Source organism: Brevibacterium sp. VCM10 (assembly GCF_000583215.1).
In the GTDB taxonomy this organism is placed as follows: domain Bacteria; phylum Actinomycetota; class Actinomycetes; order Actinomycetales; family Brevibacteriaceae; genus Brevibacterium; species Brevibacterium linens.
In genome coordinates this window covers 1-18,893 of record NZ_JAJB01000049.1, presented here as the reverse complement: position 1 = coordinate 18,893, position 18,893 = coordinate 1, and the positions used below count along the sequence as shown (strand labels likewise).

The window sequence follows — 18,893 nt, the reverse complement described above, 5'->3', positions numbered from 1 at the left end:
CATTCGGCCCACCTTCGCGCAGGGGCGATCCGCGGCACTCGGGCCCAGCGAAACCGGTTCGCTAGAATCGGGGACGTGGCAGCGATCGACAAAGACATTCTCCGTTTGGCTCTTCCCGCACTCGGAGCCCTGATCGCCGAACCCATCTTCCTGCTCACGGACACGGCCATGGTCGGCCACCTCGGTGCCGGTGCATTGGGATCGCTGGCGATCGGCTCCACGATCCTGCAGACGGTGCTCGGTCTGATGATCTTCCTCGCCTATGCCACCACACCGCGTGTGGCCAAACGGATGGGATCGGGGGACCGACCGGGCGCGATCACGGCCGGGTTCGACGGAATCTGGCTGGCACTGGGCACGTCCATCCTGCTCATCATCGTCGGGCTGCCCCTGCTGAAAACTGCGATCGAGGCGTTCGACCCGGATCCGGCGATCACGGAGGGCGCACACTCCTACCTGGCGATCTCGTGGTGGGGGCTGCCATTCATGCTCATGGTCATCGCGGCCACCGGACTGCTGCGCGGACTCCAAGACACGAAGACCCCGCTGGTCGTCGCCGCTGCCGGGTGCATCGCCAATATCGGCCTCAACGCCTTCTTCATCTACGGGGTCGGTATGGGGGTCGCGGGATCGGCGATGGGCACGGTTCTCGCGCAGGCCGGAATGTGCGCGGTCTACCTCACCATCTCCGTCCGCGCGGCCCGCCGCCTCCACGCCGGCATCCGCCCCGACTGGACCGGCGTGTTCACTTCGGCGAAGACGTCCGGGTGGCTGCTGGTGCGCAATGCCTCGCTGCGTGCCGCACTCATCCTGCTCGTCTTCCTGGCCACGGCGATGGGCACGACGGACCTCGCCGCGATCCAAGTCGCTCAGAGCATCTTCTTCGCACTCGCGCTCGCCCTCGACTCTTTGGCCATCGCCGGCCAGGCGATGATCGGCCTCGAGCTGGGCGCGAAGAACACCTCGGCGGTCGCTGCGATCAACCGCCGCCTGTGCCTGTGGGGGATCGTCTTCGGCATCGTCGTCGGCGTCGTCCTGTTCGCCGGGTCCGGGATCATCCCCCGTGCCTTCGCCTCCGACCCCGCCGTGGTGTCGGCGCTGGCCGCCCTCCTGCCGATCCTGGCACTGAGCATGCCGATCGCAGGCTTTGTCTTCGTCCTCGACGGCGTGCTGATGGGAGCCGAGGACGCGAGATACCTGGCTCTGGCACAATTGGTCGCTGTGATCGGATACGCGATTCTGCTCATCCCGATCATCAGCATCTGGCCGGGAGCACCCGGGCTCTGGGCCGGCTTCTGCATCGGATTCGTCGGTTTCCGCGCCCTGACCCTGGGCTGGCGAGTACGCAACCGGGCGTGGATCGAACGCGCCGTCGAGAAAGGAATCTCATGAACGCTGCCCACACTGACGCTCATGATTCGCAGAACACCTCCGCTGACTCGCAGAACACTTCCGCTGATTCGCGGGACACCCCCGCCGAGGCGGTCGCGGCCTCCCTGCGCGGTCGGATCCGTCCGCTTGCCGCCGAGACCGATGACGAGACCTTCCTGCCGTTCCTCGATCTGTGCTTCAACTGGTCGATGGACAGACCCCGAATCGAGCTCGAGGACCTCCGCCACCGCAGCGATGCCGTCTTCTACTACCGCGGCTGGGGACGCGAGGGAGATATCGCCGTCGCCGCACACGCCGAAGCCGATGCGCAGTCGCCGATCGTCGGACTTGCGTGGGTGCGTCTGGCAGATATCGAGGACGTCATCGGGAAAGCCGATGAGCGGGTGGGCGGAGACTTCGCCTCTGCCCTGGACAAGAGCGGCACCGAGGTGGTCCGCAGCGAAGTCGTACCCGACGGCGATGCCGGGGCGACGGCTGAGGCCCAGCGCGATGCGGAGGCCCAGCGCGATGCGGAGGCCGGGGCCGGCCCCGAAACCGGTCAGGGCGGTCAGGCCGACGACTCAACTGCCGAGCCGACCGGCTCCGAGCCAGCAGCCGCCGATCTGACGCCGTCGGATGAACAGGCGCCGTCGGATGAACAGATGCCCTTCACCGGCTATGGCTGGGTGGCGGCGGACATCCCCGAACTCTCGATGGCAGTGCTGCCCGACCACCAGGGGCAGGGCATCGGCGGAGCACTTCTCGACACGGTCTGCGCGCTGGCCCGGATGAGCGGCTTCCCTGCGGTCAGTCTGTCAGTCGAAGACGGCAATGGGGCGGCGAAGCTCTACGCCGACCACGGATTCGAGCCCGTCGGACGCAACGGCGACTCGGACGTGCTCGTCCGCAAGCTCGGCTGAGGCGCAGCCGGCCCCGCCCGAAGCAGGCGGGCCTCGGCTGAGGCGCAGTCAGCCCCTGACCTTTCTACGGAAGCTCCGGAACCCCTCCACGGAAGCTCGGGAAGTTCGAGCTCGTCGAGCCAAGGACGGACCACCTCGGCGATGGCACGCTCTGTCGACTCGGAGAAGCAGCGGATGAACTCCTCGGTGCTCACCGACGAATGACGGTACCGCTTCGTCCACTCGCCGACGGCGGCGAAGAAGTCCGCATCACCGAGCTCGCGTCGCAGAGCATGCAGGCACAGGGCGCCGCGCTTGTACACGCGGTCGTCGAACATGTCCGGCCCGCCCGGGTCGCCGAGCAGAATATCCTGCGGCTGAGCGGACAGCTCCTCCCACCACTGCCTGGCACGTTCATCGGCACTCGCCCGCCCGGACTCCTCCGACCACAGCCATTCCGCGTAGCAGGCGAAGCCCTCGTTGAGCCAGATGTCGCGCCAGCGTGACGGGGTGAGCGAGTTTCCGAACCACTGGTGCGCCATCTCGTGGGCGACGAGGCGCTCGGCCTCCCACTCGGGACCCAGATGATTGGGTACGAGCACTGACAGGGGCTGCGACTCGAGCGGAATCTCGAGCACGTCATCGGTCACGACCACGTCGTAGACGTCGAACGGGTAGGGGCCGACCCAGGGAACCGCCGCCGGCGGTGAAGAAGTCCGTATCGCTGCCCGGACGGGCACCGAGGACCGCGGCCCACTGCTGCCCGACCCACTCCGTGTCCTGGTCGAAGACCTCATCGGATCCGGCCGCCTCGGTGCCCGCGTCGAGCGGCCAGGGCAGGGCATTGCGGTCGACCTTGCCGGAGGTCTTCGTGGGCAGGTCCGCGACGAGAGCCAGACGGGGAACGAGCGCGGCCGGCAGTTCGTCGCGCAGCCGCGCCTCCCAATCGGGAAGGTCGGCCTCGCCGGCACCGGCACCGGGGGCGAGATAGCCGATGAGGACGTCCGTGCCGGCCGCGGTCTTCTTCACCGCGGCCGCGGCTCCCTCGACACCGGGCAGGGCCTGCAGGGCGGCATCGATCTCGCCGAGTTCGATGCGCCTGCCGCCGAGCTTGATCTGCTCATCGGCACGGCCGACGAAGATGAGCCCGGCCGGATCGTTGACGACGAGGTCGCCGGACCGGTACGCCCGGTCCCAGCCGAGGCTCGGCATGGGGGCGAACTTCTCGGCGTCCTTCGCCGGATCGAGGTAGCGGGCCAGTCCGACCCCGCCGATGATGAGTTCGCCGGTCTCGCCTGCGGCGACGGGTACTCCCGCGGCATCGACGACGGCGAGGTCCCAGCCCTTGAGGGGCAGGCCGATGCGCACCGGCTCGGACCCGTCGAGCATGGCCGCACAGGCGACGACGGTCGCCTCGGTGGGGCCATAGGTGTTCCACACCTCGCGGTCGTCGTCGCGCAGCCGGCGGCCGAGCTCGGGCGGGCAGGCCTCTCCGCCGAAGATGAGGAGGCGGACGTTGTCGAGACTCTCCGCCGGCCACAGTGCGGCCAGGGTCGGCACGGTCGAGACGACGGTGATCTGCCGCGATGACAGCCACGGACCCAGATCCATCCCGGACTTCACCAGTGCACGTGGGGCCGGGACCAAGCACGCGCCGCGCCTCCACGCCAGCCACATCTCCTCACAGCTGGCGTCGAAGGCCACGGATAGTCCGGCCAGCACGCGATCGCCGGATCCCAGCGGCTCCTCGACACAGAACAGGGCCGCCTCCGCGTCGACGAAGGCCGCCGCCGAACGGTGAGTGACGGCAACGCCCTTCGGGGTGCCCGTCGATCCGGAGGTGAAGATCACCCAGCAGTCGTCATCGGGAGTGGGCGACCGCAGCTCCGAGCGATCGAGGGGCCCGCGGTCGGTGCGGGATTCGATGTGTGGTCCGGCGGTGATCACCCCGGTCACGGCCGCCTCGGCGAAGACGGTGCGCGCGCGTTCATCCGGGTCGTCGACATCGACGGGAACGTAGGCCGCGCCGAGCATGAGCGTGGACAGTATCGCCAGGTACAGGTCCACGGACCCCGAGGGGACACGGATGCCGACCTTGTCCCCGGGCCCGATTCCGGCAGCGGCCATCTCCAGGGCGAGATCGCGGATCGCGGTGATGAGCTCAGAGTAGCTGAGCACCCGAGCGCCGTCGTCGAGGGCAGGCTGATCGGGATGAGCAGCGGCCGACTCGAGGAGGACGTCGATGAGGGTGCGGTCCTCACGGGGACGTACGGGGGATGGGAACTGCGGTGCGTATTCACCTGTCTTCCGGGGCGATCGGGCGCTGACTGGTGCCGGGGCGACCGGCACCGCCGGTGAACGTAGCCGATGAAGGTGTCGCGGACGTGAACTCGGGTCGGGACGCCTCATGTGCGCGTTCCGGTTCAGCGGTCCGATCCTATCGTCAGCGTTCTCGTGATCAGCGTGCAGATCGTCACGGAGCGGTCGTCCGTGATAGATGTGAGTAGACGACCGTCCACGGTCGACCAGCTGACTTTCAATGATGAGGAGCACGCCCATGGTCACAGTACTCACCCACGCTACAGTCTTCGACGGAACCCGCTTCCTGCCCGGCACCCGGGACGTCGTCGTCGACGGAGGTCGGATCGCCGCGGTGACCGAAGGAGGGCAGGGCTCGCACAACGCCGGAGACAACCACATCGACTGCACGGGACAGACGATCATTCCCGGAGTCATCGACTGCCACGTCCACCTCACGAGCTCCGGCGCGGCAGCCACCTCGAACTTCCACGATCCGTTCTCGCTGCAGTTCTATAACTCGGTGAAGAATATGGAAGCCACCCTCAAGGGCGGAGTGACGACCGTGCGCGACGCCGGCGGCACCGATCTCGGCGCGAAAGTCGCCGTCGAGACCGGTGTGGTGCGCGGTCCGCGACTGACGATCGCCGTGAACATCATGTCCCAGACCGGCGGGCACGGGGACTTCCACCTCGTCTCCGGAGCCGAATCCCCGTTCCTGGCCCCGCACCCGGGCCGGCCGTCGGGAGTCGCCGACGGACTCGAAGAGGTGCAGAAGAAGGCCCGGGAGCTGCTGCGGGCCGGGGCCGACCACATCAAGATCTGTTCGACCGGGGGAGTGCTGTCCCCGCGGGACGACCCGCGGCACTCGCAGTTCACAGAAGCCGAGATCTCCGTCATCGTCGCCGAGGCGGCCGCCCAAGGTGCCCATGTGATGTCCCACGCGCAGGGCGCACCGGGAATCAAGAACGCCGTGCGCGCCGGGGTGCGGTCGATCGAACACGGCATCTACCTCGACAACGAAGCCATCGACCTCATGCGTGAGCACGGCACCTACCTCGTCCCGACCCTGCAGGCTCCGCAGGCCGTCATCAAGGCCGCCGATGCCGGGGCCGGTCTGCCCGCCTCCGTCGTGGACAAAGCCCGTCGCGTCGTCGACGCCCACCAGGAGTCGATCGCCCGGGCCCACGAGGCGGGAGTCCCGATCGCCCTGGGCACCGATGCCGGAGTCGGCCCACACGGGCAGAACCTCGAAGAGATCAGCCTGCTGGCCGAGGTGGGACTGTCGACGACGGAGGCGCTCGCCGCCGGAACGTCCGTGGCGGCCCGGCTGCTCGACGACGATCAGGCCGGGCGGATCAGCGAGGGCGGACCGGCCGACCTCGTCGTCGTGGACGGTGACCTGCGCACAGCCGACGTCCGCGGAATCGAGGACCGGGTCAACTCCGTCTACCTCGACGGTGCGCTCGTCTGAGCGGTTGACCGACGAGCATCGTCGCCGAGGATCGCCGACGAGCAACGTCGCCGAGGCGGTACCCCCGGATCGTCCGGCTGCGAGGGCACAGCCGCCTCGGCGAGTGAGATCGGAGCCGCCTCGGCGAGTGAGATCGGTCTCGACCGAATGTTCAGTGAGGCAAACCTAACCTCATGAGGCTATGATGGGAGCGACCGATCCATCAGTCCGCAGCACGTCACTGCGGCGAGAACGCCCGGAGGGAGGAGTGGCCCGCACCGATGAATCCGCTCGACTGGTCGTTCCCGATCGCCGTGACCTGGCTGATCATGTTCGGCATCATCATCTGCCGCGCCGGCGGCACCTTCCTGCTCGGTCGCTTCGCACGCAGGGGAATCCGCCGATTCGCCCGGGTCGAGAGGATCATGGCCGGGCCCAAATACCGCCGCGCCGAGGACACGATCGACCGCTTCGGGGCTCCCGTCGTGGCACTGAGCTTCCTCACCGTCGGGCTGCAGACGGTGGTCAACCTCGCGGCCGGAACCACGGGGATGCGTTACCGCCGCTACATCCCGGCGCTCGTCGTGGGCGGATCGCTGTGGGCGCTCATCTACTCGACCGTCGGGTTCCTCGGCTTCACAGCGGTGGCGCGGGCCTACCGGGCCGAACCTGGACTGACCGTCGGGCTGGGACTCGTGTTCGTCATCGCGATCATCGGTCTGCTCATCGGACTGCGCAGGGACCGCGACCCCGCCGAAGAGTCGACCACCGCCTCGGCGAACTGACGGGCCTTCGCCCGCAGCCGGCGGCGAACTGGCGGGCCTTCGCCGGCAGCTGGCGGCCGACTGAAGGCCCTTGGTCCGACTGAAGGTCCGTGGTCCGCAGTTCTCGGTGTCCGTGTGGCAGGCCGTGATCCGAAACAGTGTACGAATTCAGTAAAGTGGGACAGCGTCAGGGTCGATGGGACGAGTCTGCTCGTCGACAGTGAGTGAAGGAGTCCCCGGATGGTCGTGGCCTGGTGGAGCATCATTCCGTTCGTTCTGCTTCTCGGATGCATCGCGGTGCTCCCGCTCATCCCGGCTACGGAGACGATCTGGGACCGCAACCTCGTCAAGCTCATCGTCGCCCTCGTCCTCGGCGTGCCGATCGCCGTGTGGTTCCTGCTCAGCGGGGAGTCGGCGACCGTCATCCACGCGCTGCTCGAGTACTTCCAATTCATCATGCTCATCGGCAGCCTCTTCGTCGCCTCGGGCGGGATCTTCCTCGTCGGCGACATCAAGGCGACACCGCGGAACAACACGATCTTCCTCGCCGTCGGCGGTGTGCTCGCCTCGTTCATCGGCACCACGGGCGCGGCGATGCTGCTCATCCGCCCGATCCTCAACACGAACCAGGACCGCAGGCACCGCACCCACACGGTCATCTTTACGATCTTCATCGTCGCGAACTGCGGTGGTCTGCTCACACCGCTGGGCGATCCGCCGCTGTTCCTCGGCATGCTGCGTGGGGTCCCCTTCGAATGGACGTTCGGGCTGTGGCCGTACTGGCTGTTCGTCAATGCTCTGCTGCTCATCAGCTACTTCGCCCTCGATACGAAGATGTATGCGAAGGAACCGGTCGAGGCCCTGGCCAAGGACGCCGAGCATGCGACGAAAATCAGCCTGCGCGGTGCCAGCGGTCTGCTGTTCCTGGCGATCATCATCGTCGCCGTCGCGTTCATCCCCTCGGTCGACCTGCACGCGATCGACACAGGACATGCGAGTGCTTCGGACTTCGTGCCGTGGCGCGAGCTGGTCATGCTCGTGTCCGCGGCGACATCGTTCCTCCTCGGTGATCGCGGTGCCCGGTTCAACCTCAACAAGTTCACGTGGACGCCGATCCTCGAGGTCGGAGCGCTCTTCATCGGCATCTTCCTCACGATGATGCCGGCCCTGGCCTACCTCGGCCAGGTCGCCCACAAGATCCCGCTGGGCGAGATCTCCCTATTTGTCTTCACCGGCGGTCTCTCCTCCGTCCTCGACAACGCCCCGACCTATGTCACCTTCTTCGAGATGGCCGCTCAGGTGCCGGGCGAACCGCGAGTGGCGGGAGTGTCCGAGACGCTGCTCATCGCGGTCTCGCTCGGTGCCGTCATGGGCGGGGCCATCACCTACATCGGCAACGGGCCGAACTTCATGGTCAAATCCGTCGCGGATTCGGCGAACGTGGCGATGCCGAGCTTCGGCGGCTATGTGTGGTGGTCGCTGCGCCGCCTCGTCCCGATCCTCGCCTCGATGGTGCTCGTCTTCATGACCGACTCGCTGTGGTGGAGCCTGCTCGGAGTCCTTCTCGCGCTCGTGATCCTCGGACAGGCCGGGCGAGACCTGCGCGCAGCGACCATCGTCGAGACAGAATGAGGGCCGCGGCCGGAGTCGGGCTCTACTTCACCGGCAACGGGGCCGTCTTCGCGGCTCTCCTGCCGTGGTATCCGCTGCTGGTCGACCGACTCGGGCTGAGTTCCTGGCAGTTCGGCCTTGTCGTCGCCTGCTTCGCCGTCGGGTCGCTGCTGTCCTCGGCCCTGCCTGCCGCGCTCATCACCCGGTTCGGAGCCCATCGAGTCGTCATCGGAGGGACTGTGATGCTCGGTGCGGCCGCCTGCGCGACGGTCTGGTCGGTCAATGGCGTGATGATGGCGATGTGTCTGCTCCTGCTGGGTTGCTGCGATGCGATCGTCGACGTCGCGCAGAACGTCGTCGGCATCTCCGTCCAGGAGAGATCAGGCCGCACGATCCTGTCATCGATGCATGCGCTGTGGAGTCTCGGCGGACTGCTCAGCGGAGCCGCTGCGACCGCGGCCGCCAGCTCCGGCGCCGACATGCGGGCGTGGCTGGCGCTCATCGGCGTCACGACCGTGCTCGTCACCCTCGTGGGACGGCGCCTCATCGGCGGCTCTGCCTCACCGAGGCGGATCGCCGGCTCCGATGCCGATTCGGCGAGTGGGAGCGAAACGGACTCCCGTACTGCCGAGCAGAGCGGCTCCGGTCTCGACGGTGGGAGACGCGGCGGAGACGGGGCGGCGGGCCGCTCGAAGCGAGCGATCATGGCGGCGGCGCTGCCGCTGGCGATCGTAGCGATCTGCGGCGCCGCGGTCGAAGACATTGCGAACAACTGGGCGGGGCTGGCCGCGGTCGAGCTCGCGGACGTTCCGGCCGCCTCGGCGGGGATCGCCTTCAGCATCGTCATCGGCAGCCAATGCCTCGGACGATTCAGTGGAGACGTGCTCGTGGCGAAGTTCGGGGCCGGCCGGATCGCGCGCCTCGGGGGCGGACTCATCGCCGTGGGCGGGGTCGGCGTCATCGCGGCCCAGGAGCCGATTCTGCTGCTCGTCGCGATGGGGGCGCTCGGATTCGGCTCGGCGACGCTCGTGCCCGGTGCGCTCGGCGCCGCCGGTCGACTGCCCGGCGTCGGGCGGGCCGGGGGAGTGACGCTGGTGAACTGGCTGATGCGAGTCGGCTACCTCGGCACGAGTCCGCTGGTCGGGGTCGTCGCCGCAGGAGCCGGACTGCGATGGGGTCTGGGCGTCCTCGTGCTCATCGGCATCGTGACGATGGTCTTCGCGCACCGCCTGGGCGTGAGAAGCGATGAACGATGATCTTCTCAGGCAACGAAAAACGTGCCGCTCCTTCGTATGGACGAAGTGGCGGCACATTCTCTCAGAAGCGGGTGGTGACCCTGGTGGTCGGGCTAGCGGGATTTGAACCCACGACCTCTTCACCCCCAGTGAAGCGCGCTACCAAGCTGCGCCATAGCCCGTTACCGTACTCCCTCGTGGGCAACGAGGACTAGCTTATACCGATCGGGGGTCAACTGCCAAAACCGCGTTCCGTGACCTTCGAAAAACAGGTATCATCCCAGGTGGATACCGAAGAAGCGGGACATGCAGTGGCCTGTCAGGCTGACTCGGTAACATTTCCGTTTCGTGATTGTTATGAACGTGGCTCAGGCGGCTATGCTTGGTACACCGACAAACTAGAGGAGTCGACATGGCAGATCTGGATTATCCAGTATCTTTGCGGTACTCACGCGACCACGAGTGGGTTGCGACCACGGAAGACAACGCAGTAGTCCGTGTGGGTATCACTGATTTCGCCCAGGAACAGCTGGGTGACGTCGTCTATGTCGACCTGCCTGAAGCCGGGGATTCGGTCACCGCAGGGGAGTCCTGTGGTGAAGTCGAGAGCACGAAGAGTGTCTCCGACCTGATCGCACCTGTGTCGGGGACCGTCACCGACGTCAACGACTCGCTCGACGATTCACCTGAGACCGTGAACTCGTCGCCCTTCGAGGACGGGTGGATGTATCTCGTCGAACTCAGTGACCCCGCACAGCTCGAATCGCTGATGGACAGCGAAGCGTACGAAGAGCTCATTCAGAGCGAGGAGGCGTAATGTCGCAGAATCACGATCAGAATCGTCCGACCCCCTCGCAGCCCTGGTATGACAACGGGCAGGTCCCGCAGTCGAAGAAGTTCCCTTTCGGAGCCGGCAACGGCGGTGACGAGTCGGCGACTCGGATGAACCCTCAGGTCGACCAGAACGGCCAGGGGAACACCCCGCCCGTTACGCAGCAGCCGGCTGACGGAGCCCCGCAGGCGCCGCAGTACGGCAACGGACAGCACTACGGGGGCACCCCGCAGGGCGGACAGCACTACGGCGGCACCCCGCAGGCCGGGCAGAACTATGGTGCGTCCCAGCCGGCCAACCAGCCCTATGCCGGACAGGGACAGGGCAGCCAGGGCCAGCCCCAATATCAGCCTCAGCAGAATCAGTATCCGCCGCAGAACTTCGGCCAGCCGCAATCCGGCCAGCCCCAGGGCAGCCAAGGTCAGCAGCAGTACGGAAACCAGCCGCAGCAGGGCGGCCAGCCGCAGTACGGCTCGAACGGCGCCGGCCAGTACGGTCAGTTCGATCCCAACCAGCAGCAGGGCAGCCAGCCCGGCCCCGGCCAGTACGGTCAGCCCCAGTCCGGTCAGCCACAGGGTGCGCCGTCGGGCGGCGGTCAGGATCCGATGAATGATTCGGGCAGCCAGCAGTTCCAGGGAATCCTGGATCCGCATACCGGTGAGATCCACCCGGTGCCCGACCTCGAAGGTCTGCAGGACGCCGATGCTCTGCTCGTCGTCGTCTCCGGGCCGGACTCCGGTTCGCAGATTCTGCTCGACACCGATGTGGTCACGGTGGGCCGCAGCCCGAACGCCGACATCTTCCTCGATGACGTCACCGTCTCGCGCAAGCATGCCGAGTTCATCCGTACGCCCAGCGGTTTCACGCTGCGCGACACGGGCTCGCTCAACGGCACCTATGTGGGGCGTCAGCTCATCGACTCCATCGACCTGCAGAACGGAGCCGATGTGCAGATCGGCAAGTTCCGAATGATCTTCCAGCAGCGTCCGCGCTCCTGACCGGGGGATGATGTCAAAAGTCGAAGTCGAGGTTGTCGGCGTCCGCATCGAAATGCCAGCCAACCAGCCGATTCTGCTGCTCAAGGCCAGCGAACCTGCCTACTACCTGCCGATCTGGGTCGGTGCGATCGAGGCCAATGCGCTGTCGATCGCGCAGCGGGGGCTGACCCCGCCGCGCCCCATGTCGCATGCTCTGCTGCTCGACGTCCTCGAGAAGTACGACGCCGAGCTGCAGGATGTGACGATCACCGGCAAGGACGGTCAGATCTTCCTGGCCGAGCTGCACACGAACGACGGGAAGTCGATCTCCGCGCGCCCCTCGGACGCGGTGACTCTGGCGCTGACAGCGCACTGCCCCGTCTTCGTCGAAACACAACTGCTTGAAGAGTCCGGAATCGAAGCCCCCGAGGCCGATGAAGAGGAAGTCGCACAGTTCAGAGACTTCCTCGACAACGTCTCGGCCGAGGATTTCGAGACCGGTACCGAAAACCCATGAAAGTGAAACAGTGAGTCTCCACACCGATCCGGTCCTGTCCAACAGAGAAATCGCCGCTGCCGGCCACGACAATCTCCGCGGTCTCGACGACTGGCGAGAGATGGATCCGAAGCAGCAGCCGACGTATCTCGACAGTGCCGCACTCGACGAGGTGCTCACCGACCTGCGCAGCTCTCCTCCGCTGGTCTTCGCCGGTGAGGCCGATGTGCTCAAGCAGCGGATCGCCGCCGCCTCACGCGGTGAGGCCTTCGTGCTGGCCGGAGGAGACTGCGCCGAATCCTTCGACGGCGCCCAGGCGGACAAGATCCGGGCCCGAGTCCAGACGGTTCTGCAGATGGCGGCCGTGCTCACCTACGGCGGTTCGATGCCCGTGGTGAAGATCGGCCGGATGGCCGGTCAGTTCGCGAAGCCGCGTTCGGCCGATACGGAGACCCGCGAGGGGGTCACCCTGCCGTCGTTCCGCGGCGATATCGTCAACGGCTACGAGTTCACCGAGGAATCCCGCCGTCACGATCCGGAGCGTCTGCTCAAGGCGTACCACATCTCCGCCTCCACGCTGAATCTCATCCGTGCGTTCACCCAGGGCGGCTTCGCCGATCTGCGGTTCGTCCACGATTGGAACCGCGGTTTCCTCGCCTCGAATCCCGGCTACCAGCGCTACGAGCAGACCGCTGCCGAGATCGATCGTGCCATCCGCTTCATGGATGCCTGCGGAGCCGACTTCGACGCGCTCAAGACCACCGAGTTCTACGCCGCCCACGAGGCGCTGCTGCTCGAATACGAACGGGCACTGACCCGCATCGACTCGCGCACCGGTGAAGCCTACGACGTCTCCGGCCACTTCCTGTGGATCGGTGAGCGCACCCGCGAGATCGACGGTGCCCACGTCGACTTCCTGTCGAAGGTGCGCAACCCCATCGGCGTCAAGCTCGGGCCGACGGCCACGGCAGACGACGCTCTGGCGCTGGCGGAGAAGCTCGATCCGGACGCCGAGCCGGGCCGCCTGACCTTCGTCACCCGCATGGGTGCCGGCCAGATCGGTGAGTCGCTGCCGGCTCTGCTGTCGGGAATCGGCGACCGCCTGCCGCACGTGACCTGGGTCTGCGACCCGATGCACGGCAATACGATCACTTCGAACACCGGGTACAAGACCCGTCGCTTCGAAGACGTCATGGCCGAGGTCGAGGGATTCTTCACCGCCCATGCCGATGCGGGCACGATCCCCGGTGGTCTGCACATCGAACTCACCGGTGATGACGTCACCGAGATCATGGGCGGAGCCACGGAGATCGACGACGAAGGTCTGCGTCGCCGCTATGAGACCCTCGTCGACCCGCGTCTCAACCACGATCAGTCGCTGGAGATGGCCTTCCAGGTCGCCGAATACCTGACTCGCCGGAAGTAACGGCCACAGCTGACACAATGCCGGGGGCTGCGCAGAGATTCTGCGCAGCCCCCGGCATCTCTGTGGCCACGCGTTCGGCCGACGGGAATCGTCGTCCGACTGATCGTCGTGCCTGACCGACGAGTCCGATGTGGCTCAGTCGTCCTTCTTCTCGTCCTCGGACTTCGTGTCCGCCGAATCGTCCTTCTTGTCATCCTTCGAATCGGAGTCGTCCGTCTTCTCCTTGCCCTTGGAGACGCGGACGATGATGAGCGAATTCGCCGGCTTCGCCTCGGTGCTCTTCGGGTACTGAGAGACGACCTTGCCCTTGGGCACGTCGTCGGAGAACACCTCGTCCTTGCCGACGCGGAATCCGCGCTTGGCCAAGGTCGCATAGGCAGCGTCGAAGGTCAGCCCCTCGACGTTGGGAACCGGGATCGGAGCGACGCCCTTGGACACGACCAGGTCGATCTTCTCGCCCTTCGACAGCTTCGTCCCGGCTTTCTGCGACGCCGAGATGACGGTGTCCTCGGCGACCGTGTCGCTGTACTCCTCCTCGACCTTGCCGACGGCGAGGTTGACCTTCTGCAGCGCGTCCTCTGCTTCGTCGCGGCTCATGCCTGGGAGCTTCGGCACAGCGAACTTCTCCTCACCTTTGGACACGACGACCGTGACGGATGAGTCGGGGGCGAGCTCTGCACCGCTGACGGGTTCGGTGCCGATGACCGTACCGGCGGGCACCTTGTCGTCGAAGACCTCCTTGGGCTCGGCCCTGAGGTCGTTGTCCTCCAACCGCGAGGTGACCTCGTCCACGGGTTTGCCGGCGAGTTCGCCGGGGACGATGGAGGTCGGTGCCGGCAGGTTCGCGATGACGAACCAGGCGACCAGAGCGAGAACCGCGACGACGGCGACGAGTCCCGTCAGCACGCGACGTCGGCGACGTCGGACAGGGGACTGACTCGCCGAGGCGGCCGCGGAGCCGGCGACGACCGCAGCCGGGCCACGCCGATCGGATTCCGAATCCTCCGATTCCTGCTCGGCCTCGGAGTCGTCTCGATCACCGGAATCGTCCGAGTCGGCAGGCTCGTCGGCAACGGCGGAGTCCGCAGCATCGGAGTCGGGGGAGTCGGCGGTGGCGCCGACTCCGGCTGCTGCCGCTGCGGCACCGCCACCGACGGCTCCGGCCGCAGTCATGGCAGGCGCTGCGGCGGCATCGTCCGGGTCGTCGTCTCCTTCGTCGGGATCGGTGTCACCGGTGTCCGCCTCGGCGTCGTCCTCTTCTTCGCCTTCGAGATACGGGATCTCGTCGGTGCGGGAGCGCTTCTCCTTCGGCACTTCCTCGCCGAGATCGATGCTCGCGGTGAGCATGGGAGAATGCTCACCGGCCGAGACCTGCGGATCTCCGAGGTCGAGCTCGGCCTCGGTCATCTCCGCACGTGCTTCGGCCAACGCCAGTCGGAACTCGGCGGCATCGGCAGGGCGGTCCTCGGGATCTTTCGACGTCGCCCACAGCACGAGCGCGTCCAGGCGCGGGCTCAGGCGGGCAACGACCTCCGACGGCGGCGGAACCGTGTCGTGGACGTGCCGGTAGGCGACCTGGATCGGCACATCGTCGGTGTAGGGCTGAGCGCCGGTGAGCATCTCGTAGAACATGATGCCGACCGTGTACAGGTCGGTGCGGGCATCGGCTCCGGCCCGGGTGACGAGCTCAGGTGCAACATAGCCGACGGTGCCGATGAGGGTCTTCGTCGTCGTCGCCGTGGTCACGGCGCGCGCCAGACCGAAGTCGGCGAGCTTGACCTGTCCATCGGTGCCCAGCAGCACATTGTCGGGTTTGAGGTCACGGTGGATGATGCCCGTCGAATGCACAGCCTCGAGTGCGGCGAGGATCGCGTCGAGAACGACGATCGCCTGTCTGGGGGTGAAGCTGCCGCGGTGCTTGAGCTCACGGCGCAGCGTCACCGACGGCAGGTACTCCATGACGAGGTAGACGATATCGCCGTCGCGGGCCTGATCATGGATGGCCACGAGGTTCGGGTGGGTGAGGCGACCGGCGTTGATGGCCTCCCGGCGGAAGCGTTCGACGAAGGTGTCATCGGAGATGAGGTGTTCGTGCATGACCTTGATCGCGATCTCACGGTCGAGACGCAGGTCGGTGCCGCGGTAGACCATGGCCATGCCGCCGCGGGCGATCTTGGCATCGATGCGGTATCGGTCGTTGAGCACCGTGCCGATGAGGGGATCTCGGCGGGCTGTCACAGGGCCTCCTGCAGACGTGCACGCTGCAGCTGGACACCGCGGACGAAGGCCTTCGTCTCCGGCAGCAGTCCGTCGGCGCGAACCGAGCGCAGGTCCTGGTAGTAGCCGGCGATGGCTTCGTTCTCCGACTCGGCGGTTTCCATCAGCCAGCCGAGGATGACGGTGCCGGCGACGATATTGTCTTCGATGTCGAGCAGATCGAGTCCGCGGCCGACGATATCGGACGCCCAGCGACCGGAACGGGGAGTGATCTGCATGATGCCGATCGCATTGCCGGCCGAGACGGTCGTGTGCTGGAAACCGGATTCGGCAGCGGCGACGGCCTGCATGAGGGCAGGATCGGCACCGAGCTCGGCGGCCAGCGAGGCGACGAGCAGCTTCGCCTGCGCCGGTGCCGGATGGCGACGGTGCAGCAGGGTGTATTTGTTCAGCCGTGCCGCGTGGAGCACCGCGGGGCGGATGCCCTCGACCTGCGCGCCGGCGGCGACGCGGGGGATGTCACGCGGGGCTTCGGGTGCGGTGCGACGCGGGCGCGCCGTCGACGGGCGCAACAGGAGGAGTTCACCGACCGTGATGAGCGAGTCATCGCCCATGGCGTTTGCCCGCCGCAGGGTTGCCGGAGAGATTCCGTGGCGCGCGGCGATTCCCTGCAGGGTCTCACCGGGGGCGACGACGTGCGAGGGATCATCATCGGGCAGATCGTTCTTCTCCGGCAGAGACAGAACCTGCCCTTGGTGAAGGTTCTGACGCGGCGAGATGCGGTTGAGTTCGGCCAGTGCGGGTACGGAGACGCCGTGTTTGCTGGCCACCGCGTAGAGGGTGTCGCCCTGCTTGACCTTGTAGGTGCGGCCGCCGTGGGAGACGGGCACGGTCGCACTCGCGGTCCCCGAGATCCACTGTGGGCCGGTGCTGGCAGCCGTGTCCGCGTCGTCATCGGAGTCGTGGTCGGATTCGGTGGTGGGGGCCACCTCGGTGGGGGATTCGTTTTCGGGGTCGACCCGTTCGGCTCCTGGGATCGGACCGGTCGAATTCACCTTCGATGCGGCGCGGATGTCAGGAGCGGCGGTGACGGGCCTGTGCCGTCGCGGTCGTGTCATCTGTCACCTGTTGACTTCATGTCGAATGGGGGAAGCTGCGATTCCCAGCCTAACGAGTGGGCGGGCTCGACCCGAGCATTCGGCGCCGCATGGCGGGGTGTTTCTGCCGAATATTGCTACGCTTGGGGGCGTGAATACCGAAGAACTCGTTCAGGACTGGGCCCCGCTGCCCGACATCGCAGAACTCACCGGGCTCGGCATCTCCCAGGTACGGAGGCTGCTCGAAGACGGCGCCATCTGCGGAATCAAGATCGGCGATCCGAAGGTTCTGCGGGTCCCGTTGGCCTTCTTCGTCGACGGTGAGGTCGTCAAACCGCTCAAGGGCACTCTGCATACCCTCTACGACGCCGGATTCGACTACGAGGAAGCCATCGTGTGGCTCTTCACCCACGACGATTCCCTGCCGGGCCGGCCCATCGACCTGCTTCGCGCCGGCAACAAGAAGGAAGTCCGCCGCCGCGCTCAGGCGCTGGCGTTCTGATCTGCGCCGCCCGCTCGAGGTGAGCAGGCCCGTTCGTCGGGTTCAGCTGGAGCGGTAGCTCAGCGCCCTCGCGAATGCCTTGAGCCGCTCCTGTGCGGCCGGACCGATGCGCACTGGCGCCGAGGCGGCCGCCCCGGTCGCTGAATCGGTCGCCGCGCCGTCTCCTGCCCACGTATCGACGATCGTCGCCGCGTGGGCATGTTTGTCCGCGATGAAGGATTCGACGGCGGCGAGACCGCCCGAGTCCGTGATCATGCCGACGCATTCGGCCACCTCGGCGTCGGTGAGATCCGGATCGCCCAACCGTGCGGCGAGGACCTCGAGCCGGTCCGCTGGGATCCGAGAGGCCGTCTCGGCGATGAGCACGGTCCGCTTGCCCTCGCGGATGTCGTCGCCGGCGGGTTTGCCCGTGGCCTCGGGGTCACCGGCGATGCCGAGGACATCGTCGCGCAGCTGGAACGCCTGACCGAGGGGAAGACCGAAAGCGGAGATCTCCGCCAGCTGCCGATCGTCCGCTCCCGCCAGGGCCGCGCCGAGCAGGAGCGGCTGCTCGACCGAATACTTCGCGGACTTGAAGCTGAGCACCTCCCACGCGCGATCGGCGATCCGGGCGTCGCCGAGGGGGATGACCTCGGCGAGCACATCGAGGTACTGGCCGACCATGACGTCGCGGCGCACGACCGCGCGCAGTTCGCGTGCCGAGGCGCTGTCGCCCAGGCTCTCCTGCGAGCGTTCGAAGAGCTCCTCGCTCAGGGCCAGGCAGATATCGCCGATGACGATGGAGGCGGAGACCCCGAAGGAGGCGCCGTCGCCGTGGAAGCCGGAGCGCTGATGGCGGGCCTCGAACTGACGGTGCAGGGCGGGCCGGCCGCGCCGGGTGTCCGAATTGTCGATGACGTCATCATGGATGAGCGCGGCGGCATGGAGCAGCTCGAGCGACCCTGCCGCCTGGGCCAGGCCCGCGATGACGTCGGCGGAGGGGCCGGTGTCCGCGCCGGCGCGGACGTCTCCGCCGGCGAGCTGGAAGCCCCACCACAGCAGGACGGGACGGATCCTCTTGCCGCCGCGGGTGAACTCGATGAGAGCGTCGCCGATCGCTGTCGCATCGGGTGAGATCGCCTCGAACTCTGCGGCCTTCTCGGCGAGGAAGGCCTCGAGCTGGACTGACACCTCGGCGGCGATGGATTCGGGAGAGTCGAGGGACTCGACGACGGCGGGAGGGGCACCCGTCGCCGCGGACGACGAGGGCGCGGCCGTCGACGAGGGCGCAGCGGACGGAGCGGACTCGGGGGAGTCTCCGGGCGTCGCAGAACGATGTGAGGTCATCAACCGATGTTTCCGCCGACGGTGACGATCGAATTCGCCTTGTCCTCGGAATCCTCGGCGACCGTGACGACGAGGACGCTGTCATTGTCCTTGTGTTTGAAGTTGACCACACGGGCGCTCTTCGTCTTCACCTCATCCCCGAGGCGTTCGAAGTCGGCCTTGCCGAGCTCCTTCTCGTAGAACGCGAAGACGTCCTTGGCATCGGCCTCGGCGCGGAGGGTGAGGCTGACCTGTTCGGGCAGCTTCTTGTCCTTGTCGTTGTGGGCCTTGACGATCGACGCGGAGAGCACCTCGGAATCCGGGTACGGCTTGATGTACTCGGGCAGATCCTTGACATCGTTCGATGTATCAGGATCCGAACCCGTGGCCTCGGTCGACGCTTCGGCCGA

General features: G+C 66.8%; 16 protein-coding genes, 1 tRNA gene and 1 pseudogene. 11 read left to right on the top strand and 7 right to left on the bottom strand.

Features of this window, described 5'->3' with window-relative positions; genetic code table 11:
- The first annotated feature begins 75 nt into the window (after positions 1-75).
- Entirely contained in the window at positions 76-1,392 is a 1,317-nt protein-coding gene (locus tag AD89_RS0114510) for an MATE family efflux transporter (protein WP_025780087.1), read from the top strand.
- A complete protein-coding gene (locus AD89_RS19375; RefSeq protein WP_025780086.1) occupies positions 1,389-2,291 on the top strand; it encodes a GNAT family N-acetyltransferase in 903 nt (300 codons plus the stop codon). The genes AD89_RS0114510 and AD89_RS19375 overlap by 4 nt, the downstream gene beginning before the upstream one ends.
- Here the strand turns inward: AD89_RS19375 and AD89_RS18760 are convergent.
- On the bottom strand, positions 2,219-2,920 hold the full coding sequence (locus AD89_RS18760; protein ID WP_331279729.1) for a M1 family aminopeptidase: 702 nt from the start codon (positions 2,918-2,920) through the stop codon (positions 2,219-2,221). The two genes, AD89_RS19375 and AD89_RS18760, sit on opposite strands and share 73 nt — an antisense overlap.
- 7 nt (positions 2,921-2,927) lie before the next feature.
- Positions 2,928-4,679 (bottom strand): annotated as a pseudogene (locus AD89_RS0114495) (amino acid adenylation domain-containing protein); the annotation flags it as partial.
- Positions 4,680-4,827: 148 nt separating this feature from the next.
- On the opposite strand from AD89_RS0114495, the gene AD89_RS0114490 reads away from it, so the two are divergent.
- The 4 genes from AD89_RS0114490 to AD89_RS0114475 all read left to right on the top strand — a co-directional run bounded on the left by AD89_RS0114490 (position 4,828) and on the right by AD89_RS0114475 (position 9,652).
- A complete protein-coding gene (locus tag AD89_RS0114490; RefSeq protein WP_025780079.1) occupies positions 4,828-6,042 on the top strand; it encodes a metal-dependent hydrolase family protein in 1,215 nt (404 codons plus the stop codon).
- Positions 6,043-6,302: 260 nt separating this feature from the next.
- Positions 6,303-6,806, top strand: coding sequence for a DedA family protein (locus AD89_RS0114485; protein WP_025780077.1), 504 nt, complete (start codon positions 6,303-6,305; stop codon positions 6,804-6,806).
- Positions 6,807-7,025: 219 nt separating this feature from the next.
- Positions 7,026-8,417: a sodium:proton antiporter gene (locus AD89_RS0114480; RefSeq protein ID WP_025780075.1), complete on the top strand. Its 1,392-nt coding sequence runs from the start codon at positions 7,026-7,028 to the stop codon at positions 8,415-8,417.
- Positions 8,414-9,652, top strand: a complete 1,239-nt coding sequence (locus tag AD89_RS0114475) for an MFS transporter (protein ID WP_025780074.1) — start codon at positions 8,414-8,416, stop codon at positions 9,650-9,652. The genes AD89_RS0114480 and AD89_RS0114475 overlap by 4 nt, the downstream gene beginning before the upstream one ends.
- An 84-nt stretch (positions 9,653-9,736) precedes the next feature.
- On the opposite strand, the gene AD89_RS0114470 is transcribed toward AD89_RS0114475, so the two are convergent.
- A tRNA-Pro gene (locus tag AD89_RS0114470) sits at positions 9,737-9,813 on the bottom strand.
- Between the two features lie 230 nt (positions 9,814-10,043).
- Here AD89_RS0114470 and gcvH point away from each other — a divergent pair.
- The 4 genes from gcvH to AD89_RS0114450 are packed head-to-tail and all read left to right on the top strand — an operon-like array spanning position 10,044 to position 13,362.
- The gene (gene gcvH / locus AD89_RS0114465; protein ID WP_025780073.1) at positions 10,044-10,448 is read left to right on the top strand and encodes a glycine cleavage system protein GcvH; all 405 of its coding nucleotides are present in this window, start codon (positions 10,044-10,046) and stop codon (positions 10,446-10,448) included.
- Positions 10,448-11,461, top strand: a complete 1,014-nt coding sequence (locus AD89_RS20575) for an FHA domain-containing protein (RefSeq protein ID WP_025780071.1) — start codon at positions 10,448-10,450, stop codon at positions 11,459-11,461. Before gcvH ends, AD89_RS20575 begins: the two co-directional genes overlap by 1 nt.
- Positions 11,462-11,471: 10 nt before the next feature.
- The gene (locus tag AD89_RS0114455) at positions 11,472-11,957 is read left to right on the top strand and encodes a bifunctional nuclease family protein (protein WP_025780069.1); all 486 of its coding nucleotides are present in this window, start codon (positions 11,472-11,474) and stop codon (positions 11,955-11,957) included.
- A gap of 10 nt (positions 11,958-11,967) precedes the next feature.
- A complete protein-coding gene (locus AD89_RS0114450; RefSeq protein WP_025780067.1) occupies positions 11,968-13,362 on the top strand; it encodes a class II 3-deoxy-7-phosphoheptulonate synthase in 1,395 nt (464 codons plus the stop codon).
- Between the two features lie 135 nt (positions 13,363-13,497).
- On the opposite strand, the gene AD89_RS0114445 is transcribed toward AD89_RS0114450, so the two are convergent.
- Both AD89_RS0114445 and AD89_RS0114440 read right to left on the bottom strand, forming a co-directional pair.
- Positions 13,498-15,600, bottom strand: a complete 2,103-nt coding sequence (locus AD89_RS0114445) for a protein kinase domain-containing protein (RefSeq protein ID WP_025780065.1) — start codon at positions 15,598-15,600, stop codon at positions 13,498-13,500.
- Complete coding sequence (locus tag AD89_RS0114440; protein ID WP_025780063.1) at positions 15,597-16,697, bottom strand: lytic transglycosylase; 1,101 nt, start codon at positions 16,695-16,697, stop codon at positions 15,597-15,599. The genes AD89_RS0114445 and AD89_RS0114440 overlap by 4 nt, the downstream gene beginning before the upstream one ends.
- A gap of 130 nt (positions 16,698-16,827) precedes the next feature.
- Here AD89_RS0114440 and AD89_RS0114435 point away from each other — a divergent pair, with 130 nt between their 5' ends.
- A complete protein-coding gene (locus tag AD89_RS0114435; RefSeq protein ID WP_025780061.1) occupies positions 16,828-17,178 on the top strand; it encodes an Rv2175c family DNA-binding protein in 351 nt (116 codons plus the stop codon).
- 42 nt (positions 17,179-17,220) lie between these two features.
- Here the strand turns inward: AD89_RS0114435 and AD89_RS0114430 are convergent, their stop codons facing one another.
- The gene (locus tag AD89_RS0114430; protein WP_025780059.1) at positions 17,221-18,504 is read right to left on the bottom strand and encodes a polyprenyl synthetase family protein; all 1,284 of its coding nucleotides are present in this window, start codon (positions 18,502-18,504) and stop codon (positions 17,221-17,223) included.
- Positions 18,504-18,893 (bottom strand): hypothetical protein (locus AD89_RS20185; RefSeq protein WP_025780057.1); only part of this gene is annotated, 390 nt, incomplete at its 5' end. The genes AD89_RS0114430 and AD89_RS20185, both read right to left, overlap by 1 nt.